Source organism: Couchioplanes caeruleus (assembly GCF_023499255.1).
Classification (GTDB): Bacteria; Actinomycetota; Actinomycetes; order Mycobacteriales; family Micromonosporaceae; genus Actinoplanes; species Actinoplanes caeruleus_A.
In genome coordinates this window covers 7,011,015-7,023,207 of the sequence record NZ_CP092183.1, presented here as the reverse complement: position 1 = coordinate 7,023,207, position 12,193 = coordinate 7,011,015, and the positions used below count along the sequence as shown (strand labels likewise).

Sequence of the window (12,193 nt, the reverse complement as noted above, 5' to 3'; positions counted from 1 at the left end):
CTTGAGAACGACCGGTGGAGTCGGCGGTGAGGACGACGCCCACCGGTGGGTGAACGGCTGTCCGGCCGTTCGCCGAGCTGTCCCCGTCCCGCATCGGCATCCGGGAACGGGCCCGCGCTCCTCGGCAAGGCGGCGCGGAGCCCTGGGGACAGCAACCGGCCGGCCGCCGCCGTACTGGCACCCGGCGGCGGCCGGTCTCCGGCCGGGGTCCGTTCTCGCGTGGGCGCCCCCACGGCGGCGGACGGTTGCTCGATGGTCAGCGTCCGTCCGCACGCCCACCGTTCTGTCCCCCGAGCAGCGGTGGGGGCAGGCCTGCCCGGCGGCGTGCGCAGGAGGGGCCGGGCGGGCAGAAACCCGCCGGCCGCCGGCTCCGATGGCGAGCCGGTGGCCGGCACGCGGGCCGGGGCCGGAGCTCGGTGCGTCCGGCCCTACGGCGGCGCCGGCAAGCCGCATGTGACCTGCAGCCACCTCGCAAGGTGGCGCACCGCAGGAGCGGGAACGACTCACTAGGGTGGTGCGGATGGAACGAGCAAGGCGAGCCGCGGCGACAGCCGACGCCGCCGGCATCCTGGCCGGGTACGCGTTGGACGCCCTCCTCGGCGATCCCCGCCGCTTCCACCCCGTCGCCGGCTTCGGGCAGGCGGCCGCAGCCTTGGAGCGGCGCCTCCACGCTCCGACACGGCGTGCCGGGACCGCGTACGCCCTCATCGCCGCCGGCGTTCCCGTCGTGGCCGGAGCCGCCCTCGCGAGAACCACCCGGCGGTGGCCGTGGGCCCGGGCAGCCCTGGTCGCCGTCGCCACCTGGACCGTGCTGGGTGGCCGTACGCTGCGCCGCGAGGCCGCGGTCATGGCCGGTCACCTGGAACGCGGCGACCTCGGCGCGGCGCGGGGACGGCTGGGTCACCTGTGCGGGCGCGACCCCTCGGCGCTGGACGAGCCGGAGCTGGCCCGTGCCACCGTCGAGTCCGTCGCCGAGAACACGTCGGACGCCGTGGTGGCTCCGCTGATCTGGGGCGGAGTGGCCGGCCTGCCCGGGCTTCTCGGCTACCGGGCGGCGAACACGCTCGACGCGATGGTCGGCCATCGCTCCGCGCGGTACGCCCGCTTCGGCACGGCGTCCGCGCGCCTCGACGACGTACTGAATCTGGTTCCGTCGCGGCTGACCGGCGTCCTGACCATCGTTGCCGCTCCGGTGGCCGGCGGTGGGCCCGCCGAGACGTTGCGGGTGTGGCGGCGGGATCGCAACGATCACCCCAGTCCGAACGCCGGACAGTGCGAGGCCGCGATGGCGGGGGCGCTGGGCGTGCGGCTGGGGGGACGGAACGTCTACTTCGGGCGTACGGAAACCCGGCCGTTCCTGGGCGACGGACCCCGGCCTTCGGCGACGCACGTGCGCAAGGCCGCGCGGGTGTCCGGCGCTGTCGGGCTCGCCGCGGCTGTCATCGGTGCCGGCATCGCACTGGCCCGCGCGGGGAGGGGACACCGGTGAGCGGTGGACTGTTGGTGGCCGGGACGACGTCCGACGCCGGCAAGAGTGTCGTCACGGCCGGGATCTGCCGGTGGCTGCACCGCCGGGGCGTCAAGGTCGCGCCGTTCAAGGCGCAGAACATGTCCAACAACTCCGTCGTCGTGGTCGGCGCCGGCGGGCGCGGCGGCGAGATCGGGCGCGCTCAGGCCATGCAGGCCGCCGCGTGCGGGATCGCGCCGGACATCCGCTTCAATCCGGTACTGCTCAAACCCGGCAGTGACCTGTCGAGCCAGGTCGTCCTGCTCGGCGAGGCGATCGACACCGTGAGCGCCGGCAACTACCGGACCATGCGGCCGCGGCTCGCGGAGGTCGCCCATGCCGCTCTGGCCGAGTTGCGCGGCGAGTACGACGCCGTGATCTGCGAGGGTGCGGGCAGCCCCACCGAGATCAACCTGCGGGACGGCGACTTCGTGAACATGGGGCTGGCCCGGCAGGCCGGCCTGCCCGCGGTCGTCGTGGGTGACATCGACCGCGGGGGCGTCTTCGCGGCTCTCTTCGGCACGGTCGCGCTGCTCAGCCGCGAGGACCAGGCGCTGGTCAACGGCTTCATCATCAACAAGTTCCGCGGCGATCCCGGGTTGCTGCGGCCGGGACTCGACATGATCACCACCGCCACCGGGCGGCCGGTGCACGGCGTGCTGCCGTTCGACCTCGACGTGTGGCTCGACGCCGAGGACTCCCTCGCGTACGGGCGGATGCTCGGCCGGCCGGGGCCACCGCGCGGCACGGAATGGTTGCGGGTCGCCGTGGTGCGCCTGCCACGGATCTCCAACGCCACCGACGCCGAGGCGCTCGCCACCGAGCCCGGCGTGCAGGTGCGGCTGACCATCGAGCCGGCCGAGATCGCCGACGCGGACCTGGTCGTGCTGCCCGGTTCCAAGGCGACCGTCAGCGATCTGGCCTGGCTGCGCGAGACCGGTCTCGCCGACGCGGTCCGTGCGCACGCCGCCTCCGGGAAACCCCTGGTCGGCATCTGCGGCGGTTTCCAGATGCTTTCCGAGACCATCCACGACGAGGTGGAGAGCCGCCGCGGCTCCGTGCCCGGCCTCGGCCTGCTGCCCGTCGAGATCACGTTCAGGCAGCGCAAGACGCTGGCCCGGTCGCGCGGCGCGGCCTGGGGTGAGGTCCCGGTGAGCGGCTACGAGATCCACCACGGGTACGTCTCCACGGGCATGCCCGAGCCACTCCTGCGGTACACGGACGGCACGCCCGAGGGGGCCGTGGTCGGCCCGGTCTGCGGCACGCACTGGCACGGCGCGTTCGAGTCGGACGAGTTCCGGCGCCGCTTCCTCACCGAGGCCGCGCGCAAGGCGGGGCGGCACGGGTTCGTCGTGGCGCCGGACACGCGCTTCGCGGAGGTGCGGGAACGCGCCCTCGACGCCCTGGGCGACCTGGTCGAGGAGCACCTGGACACCGACGCGCTGTGGCGTCTGATCGAGGACGGGCCGTCCACCGGGCTGCCGTTCGTACCGCCCGGAGCGCCCGGTGCATAGCTTCGCGGAGCTCGCCGCGCGGATCCTCGCGACCGAGCCCCGGCTCGGGCCCGTACGGCTTGTGGCGATCGACGGGCCCAGCGGCGCCGGCAAGAGCTGGTTCGCCGACCGGCTCGCCAAGGCCGCCGACGTGCCGGTCGTGCACACCGACGACCTGCTCGACGGCTGGGAGGACCAGTTCACCTTCTGGCCGCGCCTCGAGGAGCAGGTGCTGGAGCCGCTGCGGCGGGGCCGTCCCGCCACATATCTGCGCTACCTCTGGCATCGGCGGACGTTCGGCGGGGTTCCGGTGACCGTCGAGCCTGCTGCGGCCGTACTCGTCGAAGGGGTGACGTCGGCGCGCCGGGCGATCCGTCCGGAGCTGTCGTATTCGATTTTCGTGACCGCGCCCGCCGATCTGCGGTGGCGGCGGGTTTTGGCACGCGATGGCGCGGATGATGTTGCCTACCGGGCGTACCTTGAGCGCTGGCGCGCCGCTGAGGACGGGCACTTCGCCGCCGAAGCGACCGCCGCGCACGTCGACCTGGTGATCGACGGGGCGGCGGAAGGATCCGGCGAGGGGTACGAACGGCTGTAGCCTCACGGCGCCGCAATGGGCCACGATCAGCTGTGTGAGCAGCGGGAACGGGGACGGACGATGACGACCGACGACAACCGGCCGACGCGGCGACGGGTCACGCTGACCGGCATCAGTTCCCGGGCGTGGGAGCACCCCGCCGACCGCGGAGCGCTCACCGCGCTGCGGGAGCTGCGCGGCTTCGACGACGTGGTGAAGACGTTCTTCGGCATGTGGAACGAGCGGGGCTTCCGCCTGCAGTTCCTCGCCAGCTCCATCCGCGTCGACCACCGGCAGTATCCGCGCGTCTATCAGCGCTTCACGGAGGCCGCCGCCACCCTCGACGTGGCCGAGCTCCCGGACCTGTACGTCACCCAGGACCCGATCATCAACGGCCAGGCCGTCGGCATGGACAAGCCGTTCGTGGTCATCACCACCGGCGCCGTGGAGAAGCTCGACGACGACGAGCTGCGTGCGCTGCTCGGCCACGAGATCGGCCACGTCCGCAGCGGTCACGCGGTCTACAAGACGATCATGATGATCCTGACCCGGTGGGCCGCGAACCTGAGCTGGCTGCCGGTCGGCGCGATTGCGCTGCGGGCCATCATCGCCGCGATGTTCGAGTGGTGGCGCAAGGCCGAGCTGTCCGCCGACCGGGCCGGGCTCCTAGCCGGCCAGGACCCCGCGGCGTCCACCCGGCTGCTGATGAAGCTGGCCGGCGGCGGCGACCTCTCCCAGATCGACACCGCCGCGTTCCTCGAGCAGGCAGTCGAGTACGAGAGCGGCGGCGACCTGCGCGACAGCATCCACAAGATCGGCATGACCGCGTGGAGCAGCCACCCCGTGCCCGTGGCGCGGGCGTCGGAGCTGCGCAAATGGGTCGACTCCGGCGACTACGCGCGGATCCTCGAAGGTGACTACCCGCGTCGCGACTCCGACGGCAACGCCTCGGTCACCGACGACATCAAGGCGGCCGCCGACTCGTACCGCGAGACGTTCAGCACCTCGCAGGACCCGCTCGTGGGCCTGCTGCGCAAGCTCGGCGACGGGGCGGCCGACCTGGCCGGGTCGGCCGCGCGCGGTGCCCGGGACTGGGCCTCCGGCACGGGCCGGCGCCGCGGCGACGACGCCCCTCCGCCGCCCCCGTCCTCGTCCAGCTGAGTTGTCCACAGGCCGCTCGCTCGGCCCCGCACCGACCCGGCGCGCGGGCCTAGGATCGGCTCATGAGCCTCACTGAAGACGACCTGCGCGCCGCGATCGCGCGGGAGCTGCCCGGAGTCCGCGCCGACCTCGAACGGCTGGTCCGCATCCCCGGGATCGCGTTCGACGGCTTCGACCACTCGCACGTCGAGCGGTCCGCCGAGGCGGTCGCCGAGCTGCTGCGCGGGTGCGGCCTGGAGGTCCAGATCGTCCGGGGCGGCGGTCAGCCGGCCGTGATCGGCCACCGGCCGGCGCCGGCCGGCGCGCCGACCGTGCTGCTCTACGCGCACCACGACGTGCAGCCGGCGGGCGACCCCGCGCTGTGGCAGAGCGAGCCTTTCGAGCCGGTGGAGCGCGACGGGCGCCTCTACGGTCGCGGTGCCGCCGACGACAAGGCCGGCGTGATGGCGCACGTCGCGGCGCTGCGCGCGTTCGGTGACGAGCTGCCGGTCGGGGTGGTGCTCTTCATCGAGGGCGAGGAGGAATACGGCTCCGACTCGCTCGACGAGCTCCTGGAGACCCACAAGGAGCTGCTGCGCTCCGACGTCATCGTGATCGCCGACTCCGGCAACTGGGACATCGGGACGCCGGCCCTGACCACCTCGCTGCGCGGCCTCGTCAACTGCTTCGTCGAGGTGAGCGTGCTGCGGAGCGCCGTGCACAGCGGCATGTTCGGCGGCCCGGTGCCGGACGCCCTCACCGTCCTGTCCCGCCTCATCAGCACGCTGCACGACGACCAGGGCGAGGTCGCGGTGGACGGGCTGGTCGGACGCGAGGCGGCCACGGTCGACTACCCCGAGGACCGGCTCCGCCACGAAGCCGGGATCCTCGACGGGGTCAAGCTCATCGGCAGCGGCCGGCTCACCGACCGCATCTGGACCAAGCCCTCGATCTCGGTGCTCGGCATCGACGCCCCGAAGACCAACGAGGCGCCCAACGCCCTGGTGCCGAAGGCGAAGGCCAAGCTGAGCGTACGGCTGGCGCCCGGCGACGACCCGACCTCGGCGTACGCGGCGGTCCGGGCCCACCTCGAGAAGTACGTGCCGTGGGGCGCGCACGTCGAGGTGACCCTGGAGAGCGGCGGCATGCCGTGCGTCATCGACGCGAGCGGCCCGGCGTACGACGCGGCGCGCTCCGCCTTCGCGACCGCCTGGGACGGCGTGGAACCGGTGGACATGGGCGTGGGCGGCTCGATCCCGTTCATCGCCACCTTCCAGGAGCTGTTCCCGCAGGCGGCGATCCTGGTGACCGGCGTGGAAGACCCGTACGCGAACGCGCACGGCCCCAACGAGAGCCTGCACCTGGGCGAGTTCGCCCGCGTCTGCCTCGCCGAAGCCCTCCTGCTGCACAACGTTGCCGCCGCGGCTTCTTCCGGCGGCGCGGCGGGTGGCGGGGGCACGGCGGCCTCTTCCGGCGGTGCGGCGGCTCCGGGGGACGGCGTGTGACATGACGGTCCCGGGCCCGGGCGCTCCCCGGCACAGCTGCGACGTCCTGGTGGTCGGCGCCGGACCCACCGGTCTGATGCTGGCGAACTGGCTGGTGAAGCTCGGCGTCCGGGTCATCGTCGCGGACGGCAAGCAGGGGCCCACCCGCGAGTCCCGCGCCCTGGTCGTGCAGGCGCGCAGCATCGAGGTGTACGACCAGCTCGGCATCGCCGACAAGGTCCTCGCGGCTGCGCGCCGGGCCGAGGCTCTGGCGCCGGGCTTCCGGAACCGCGTGTTCGGCCGGATCCCGCTCGGACCCCTCGGCGGGAGCGTCACGCCGTACCCGTGGATCCAGGTTCTCGAGCAGAGCCGCAACGAGGAGATCCTCTACGAGAACCTGCGGGCCCTCGGTGGTTCGGTCCGATGGGAGTCGCCGGTCACCCGGCTCACGGCCGGGCCGGGCGGTGTGGAGGCGATCGTCGGCGGCGAGACGGTGACCGCTCGCTACTGCGTCGGCGCGGACGGGGCCACCTCGATCGTGCGCAAGTCCCGCGACATCGCCTTCGAAGGAGTCACCAACCCGCACCTGTTCTACGTGATCGACGCGGCGGGTGTCGGCGGTCTCGTCGACGGCTCGATCAACGTACGGCCGGGCGGCAGCGACTTCCTGCTCGCCTTCCCGATGAACGGCCGGGGCAACTGGCGGCTCATCGGGCTCGTCCGTGACGACGACGGCGACGGCAAGGTGGGGGAGGACGACGCCCGCTCCCGGATGCGCCGCGAATTCGCCGTCACGTACGCCGACTCGCGCTGGTTCGCGACATACCGGGTCCACCACCGAGTGGCGGCGGCCTTCCGCGACGGCCCGTTCTTCCTCGCCGGTGACGCCGCCCACGTCCACTCGCCGGTCGGTGGTCAGGGCATGAACACGGGCCTGCAGGACGCGCACAACCTGGCGTTCAAGCTCGCCGACGTCATCCACGGCCGGGCCGGCGAGGCGTGGCTCGACCGCTATGCGGCGGAACGGCGCCCGGTCGCGCGTACGCTCGTCGCGACCACGGACAGGCTGTTCGGCTTCGTGACCTCGCAACGGGTGTGGCTGCGTGCCGTACGTCGCGCTGCCGTGCCGCTCGTCGCCCCGATCGCCGTACGGCTCCTGCCCCGGGTGTCTGGTGGCTCCCGCTTCTTCGAGTACGTGAGCCAGATCCGCATCCGCTACCCGATGCTCCCCGGCGCGCCCCGCGATCCCGTGGTGGGGCGGCGGCTCGCGTGGGCCGGGGACAACTTCGCGGCTCTGCGGGCGCTGGAATGGCAGATTCACGCGTACGGGAAGCCGGGCTCCATCCCGGACCTCGGCTTACCGGTGCACGTCTTCGCCGCAGCCCCACAGACACCCCTGCGGCCGGGAATCCTCTACCTCGTACGCCCCGACGGGTTCGTGGCAGCCGCCGCGCCGCCGGGGGAGGCCGCCGAGGTGTTCCGCAGCGCCATGCCACCCCCCGCGCCGTCCGGCCGCGCCATGCCGTCGCCCGCGCCGTCCGGCCGCGCCGTGCCGTCGCCCGCGGAGGGCGTTGAGGCGTTGGGCCGCGCCCTGCCGTCGCCCGCGGAGGGCGTTGAGGCGTTCGGCCGCGCCATGCCGCCCCCCACCGAGAGCGCCGTGGAAAGGCCCGTGGAAGGGCGTGACGTTCCGAACGGGTGAGTCTGCTGCGCCGCGGAGATCAATCCTGTTAGGATTCGAACATGAGTTCGAATGATGCCATTCAGGCGCTCCGCGCCGCCGGCAGTGCTCTGGGGGACGTCGACGTCTCCGGGTGGGACGACACCATGCTCACCGACCAGCTGGCGGAGCTCTCCGCCGCCCTGTGCCATCTCGACGCGCAACTGAGCCGCGTCGCCGACGCCGTACGAGCCCGCGGTTTCCGCATCACCGAGCCGCTGGCCGCCTGACCTCATCATGTCCCACCCTGCCGTGTCACCCGAGCCTTCGCCCCAAGGCCTCCCGTGCCCCGGCAGGCGCGCCTCCCATCCGGGCCGCAACTCCCGGACGGCGGCGCAACGCCTGACATCGCCCGGGAAGGCTCGTCGCCACGAGGCTTCCCCGAAGGTGGCAGGCGCCGCTGCCGGGTTCTCCCCGACCCGGCGGCGACCGGGCCGGCCCCATGTCCCTGGATGGCCGGCCCGGCAAGCTTCAGCCGCTCGGCGTCCCCGCGTCGCTCGGCGTTGCGGCGTCGCTCGGCGTTGCGGCGTCGCTCGGCGTTGCGGCGTCGCTCGGCGTTGCGGCGTCGCTCGGCGTTGCGGCGTCGCTCGGCGTTGCGGCCTCGCTCGGCGTTCCGGCGTTGCGGCGTCGCTCGGCGTCCCGCGTCGCTCACGTTCCGACGGTGCTCGGCGGGCGGCTCCGCTCGGCGGGCGTGCGCCGCTCAGCGGACCTGCGCCGCTCAGCGGGCGCGCGTGTGGGCGGCCGGCCCGTGTCGGCGGCGACCAAGTGTCGCCGCTTCGCCGGCGGCGGCGGTGCCGCCGGCCTCCCGGCGGCCCAGCCGCAGCTGGCGTCGGGCCGCAGCCGGCGTCGGGCCGCATCGGGCGTCGGGCTGCAGCGGGCGTCGGGCTGCAGCGGGCGTCGGGCTGCAGCGGGCGTCGGCGCCGCAACCGGCATCGGATCGAAGCCACCGATCCCGCCGCCCACCCGCTTCCCTCCGCCAGGACCCGCCCGGCACGCGGTCCTGGCGGAGGGACCCAGGCCGTGGTGACCGCTTCACGGGGGAGTGCGTCCCGACGGCCCGGAAAATGTCGGAGGTGGCTGCCAGGATGGGTCCGTGCAGTTCCTGGATCTGGCAGCCACCTCGGCAGCCGTCGCCGCCGTCTCGGGCCGGAAGGCCAAGGTTGACCTGCTCGCCGACGCCCTGCGCCGGCTGGAGCCGGATGAGATCGCTGCCGGTTCGGCGTATCTGGCCGGTGAGCTTCGGCAACGGCAGACCGGCGTCGGTTACGCCGCCCTGCGTGAACTGCCCGTTCCCGCCGCCGAGGGCAGCCTGACCGTCGCCGAGGTGGACGAACGCATCGCCGCCATCTCCGTGGTCTCCGGCGCCGGGTCGCAGGCCCGCCGCCGGGAGCTGGTCGCGGCGCTGTTCGGGCGGGCCACCGCCGAGGAGCAGCGGCTGCTCGTGGGGCTCTTCGGTGGCGAGCTGCGTCAGGGTGCCCAGGCCGGGCTGCTCGCCGACGCGGTCGCCCGGGCCGCCGAGGTGCCGCTCACCACCGTGCGACGCGCGCTGCTGCTGTCCGGTGACCTCAAGCAGGTGGCGGTGGCCGCGCTGACCGGGGGAGCGCCCGCGCTGGCCGGCATCAGCCTGAGGGTGGGCACGCCGCTCAGCCCGATGCTGGCGGGCAGCGCGCCCGACGTGGGTGCCGCTCTGCTTGCCACCGGGTCACCCGCGACCGTCGACGTGAAGCTGGACGGGATCCGCATTCAGGTGCACCGTTCCGGCGACGAGGTGGCCGTTTTCACCCGCAGCCTCGACGACATCACTCCGCGGCTGCCCGAGGTGGTGGCCGCTGTCCGCGCCCTTCCCGTGCGCGACGTCGTGCTCGACGGTGAGGCGATGGCCCTGGACGCCGACGGGCGCCCGCGGCCGTTCCAGGAGACGTCGAGCCGGGCGGCCACCCGCGGTGCCCGGCGCGGGGCGAAGACCGGGGCGACAACCGGGCCGGCGCTCGTGCCGTACTTCTTCGACCTGCTGCATCTCGACGGCACGGACCTGCTCGACGAGCCGGGCCGCGTGCGCTGGTCGGCGCTCGCCGACACCCTGCCGCCGGCGCTCATCGTCGGCCGTCGCACGGTCGAGACGGAGGAGCAGGCCAGGGAGGCGTTCGCCGCCGCTCTCGCCGCCGGTCAGGAAGGCGTCGTCGTCAAAGCCCAGGACGCCGCGTACGACGTGGGCCGTCGCGGCGCCGCCTGGGTGAAGGTGAAGCCCCGGCACACCCTCGACCTGGTCGTGCTCGCGGTCGAATGGGGTCACGGCCGGCGCAAGGGCTGGCTGTCCAACCTGCATCTGGGGGCGCGCGATCCGCGTACGGGCGGCTTCGTGATGCTGGGCAAGACCTTCAAAGGCCTGACCGACGAGCTGCTGCGCTGGCAGACCGAGCGGTTCAAGGACCTGGCCGTCGACGACTCCGGCTGGGTCGTCACCGTACGCCCCGAGCAGGTCGTCGAGATCGCCTTCGACGGCGTGCAGACGTCCCCGCGGTATCCGGGCGGTGTGGCGTTGCGGTTCGCCCGCGTGCTGCGTTACCGCGACGACAAGCGAGCAGAGGAGGCCGACACGATCGACATGGTGAAGGCAATCGGCCTGCCCCCGCCCCCGGACCAACCGGACGCGCCGATGTGACCGCCGCCACCGACCACCGCTGCAAGGCCGCCGCCGACCACCGCCGCGCCGCCGCAAGGCCGCCGACCACCGCTGCAAGGCCGCCGCCGACCACCGCCGCGCCACCGCCGACCACCGCTGCGAGGCCGCCGGCGATCCACCGCTACAGGGCCGCCAGCGACCGTACGTAGTTCACCTGCTGATGGACGAACGTCACCTGCGCGTGGTCCGTCACCGGGATCCGTGCGACGTACTGCCGCGTCCCGTTGGTCACGGTCACCTGCACCGTCCCGTGCGGGATCGTCACCTTGACCAGCAGGAACAGCAGGCTGAACACCGTCAGCACGCAGAAGCCTGCGATGGCCGCGACGATCGCCCAGGTCGGGATCTTCGTCTCGTTGTGCCAGTAGTCGTGGACGGTCCAGGTCGACCCGGTCAGCGGGATGTCGCCGGCCGGGGTGTGCACGACCGTCGACGTGATGCCCATGTCCCCGATCTGGACGATCACCGGTCCCGCGGTGGCCGGTACGTCCGGCGGCGGCACCGGGTACACGGGCACGCTCCACGGGTCACTCGGGTTCGCATCCTGGGGAAACGTCACCTGCAGAACCCTAGCCGTGCCCACAACGGCACGAAAACCCCCGCGCCCACGCCAAGCTCCAACCCGCCACGCTGGTCAAGCCGCAACCGGCTACCCCGGGCCGCGCCTCAAACGGCGACGAGCGCTTCCCCTCAGTCCGGCTTGCCGTCCACCGGCGCGGCCGCCACCCGCTTATCGGCCTCCGCCACCCGGTCCACCCGTTCCTTGGCCGGCGCGTCGCCCCGCGCCTCCTTGCGCGCCTGCAGCCCGAACACGATCAGCGCCATCACCGCGAACAGCCACCACTGGATCGCGTACCCGCCGTTCTGCCAGGAGTCCTCGTGATCGATCGAGACCTTGGCGAACCCCGGTCCCGGGTCGCTGACCAGCACATACGCGCCGTACACCGGGTACGGGAGCTCGCCCGCCAGGTGCGGCAGGGAGATGCGGCGGGTGTCGATGCGGCCGTCGCGGCGGGCGATGCCGGAGGGGCGGCTCTCCGAGAGGTGGAGCTGGCCGACCACCGTGACCTCGCCCGTGGGCGGCGGGGTCGCGACCGGCGCGGAGATGGCGTCGCCGTTGGCGGACGGTACCCAGCCCCGGTCGATCAGCACCGCCGTGCCGTCGGCGAGGACGAGGGGGGTCACGATCTCGAAGCCGACCTTGCCGTCGACCGTACGGCCGCGGGCCTGGATCTCGTGCGTGGCGTCGTACCGTCCGGAGACGGTGACCTTCGTCCAGGCCTTGCCCTTGCCGGGTTGTTCGCCCAGCTTGCCGGCCGCAGTCGGCTTGACCAGCACCGAGGTCAGCGGCACCGCGGGCGTGGAGTCGGCCGCGTCGATGCGGTCGTTGACCGCGGCGCGTTCGTGGTACCGGTGCAGCTGCCAGTTGCCGAGCATGACCATGATCACCGATGCGACCACCGTCAACGCCGTCGCGGCGAGCCACCGTGGGGTGAGCATGAACCGGTACACGCTCCGAGGCTACCCGGGTGCCCACCGGCGTTCGCGGCTGGCAGGTAGGGTGCGACATCCGGGGCGTCAATATCATGTCG

Annotated in this window: 9 protein-coding genes and 1 pseudogene; 8 read left to right on the top strand and 2 right to left on the bottom strand. The window is 73.3% G+C overall.

The genetic code is table 11. The annotated features are described in order from the left end of the window. Positions 1 to 520: 520 nt before the first annotated feature. The 8 genes and pseudogenes from COUCH_RS32380 (at position 521) to COUCH_RS32345 (ending at position 10,580) form a co-directional block, all read left to right on the top strand. Positions 521 to 1,489, top strand: coding sequence for a cobalamin biosynthesis protein (locus tag COUCH_RS32380; protein ID WP_249608977.1), 969 nt, complete (start codon positions 521 to 523; stop codon positions 1,487 to 1,489). Then, positions 1,486 to 3,021, top strand: a complete 1,536-nt coding sequence (locus tag COUCH_RS32375; RefSeq protein ID WP_249608976.1) for a cobyric acid synthase — start codon at positions 1,486 to 1,488, stop codon at positions 3,019 to 3,021. The genes COUCH_RS32380 and COUCH_RS32375 overlap by 4 nt, the downstream gene beginning before the upstream one ends. After that, positions 3,014 to 3,598, top strand: coding sequence for a uridine kinase family protein (locus COUCH_RS32370; protein WP_249608975.1), 585 nt, complete (start codon positions 3,014 to 3,016; stop codon positions 3,596 to 3,598). The genes COUCH_RS32375 and COUCH_RS32370 overlap by 8 nt, the downstream gene beginning before the upstream one ends. A 60-nt stretch (positions 3,599 to 3,658) precedes the next feature. Next, positions 3,659 to 4,738: a M48 family metallopeptidase gene (locus COUCH_RS32365; protein ID WP_249608974.1), complete on the top strand. Its 1,080-nt coding sequence runs from the start codon at positions 3,659 to 3,661 to the stop codon at positions 4,736 to 4,738. A 62-nt stretch (positions 4,739 to 4,800) separates the two neighbouring features. Continuing rightward, positions 4,801 to 6,141 (top strand): annotated as a pseudogene (locus COUCH_RS32360) (dipeptidase); the annotation flags it as partial. Between the two features lie 82 nt (positions 6,142 to 6,223). After that, complete coding sequence (locus COUCH_RS32355; protein ID WP_249608973.1) at positions 6,224 to 7,900, top strand: FAD-dependent monooxygenase; 1,677 nt, start codon at positions 6,224 to 6,226, stop codon at positions 7,898 to 7,900. Positions 7,901 to 7,941: 41 nt separating this feature from the next. After that, positions 7,942 to 8,148, top strand: a complete 207-nt coding sequence (locus tag COUCH_RS32350) for a hypothetical protein (protein ID WP_249608972.1) — start codon at positions 7,942 to 7,944, stop codon at positions 8,146 to 8,148. An 863-nt stretch (positions 8,149 to 9,011) separates the two neighbouring features. Next, on the top strand, positions 9,012 to 10,580 hold the full coding sequence (locus tag COUCH_RS32345; protein WP_249608971.1) for an ATP-dependent DNA ligase: 1,569 nt from the start codon (positions 9,012 to 9,014) through the stop codon (positions 10,578 to 10,580). A gap of 142 nt (positions 10,581 to 10,722) precedes the next feature. Here COUCH_RS32345 and COUCH_RS32340 read toward each other — a convergent pair whose 3' ends face one another. Continuing rightward, complete coding sequence (locus COUCH_RS32340) at positions 10,723 to 11,160, bottom strand: hypothetical protein (protein ID WP_249608970.1); 438 nt, start codon at positions 11,158 to 11,160, stop codon at positions 10,723 to 10,725. A gap of 131 nt (positions 11,161 to 11,291) precedes the next feature. Beyond that, the gene (locus COUCH_RS32335; protein WP_249608969.1) at positions 11,292 to 12,113 is read right to left on the bottom strand and encodes an SURF1 family cytochrome oxidase biogenesis protein; all 822 of its coding nucleotides are present in this window, start codon (positions 12,111 to 12,113) and stop codon (positions 11,292 to 11,294) included. Positions 12,114 to 12,193 lie beyond the last annotated feature (80 nt).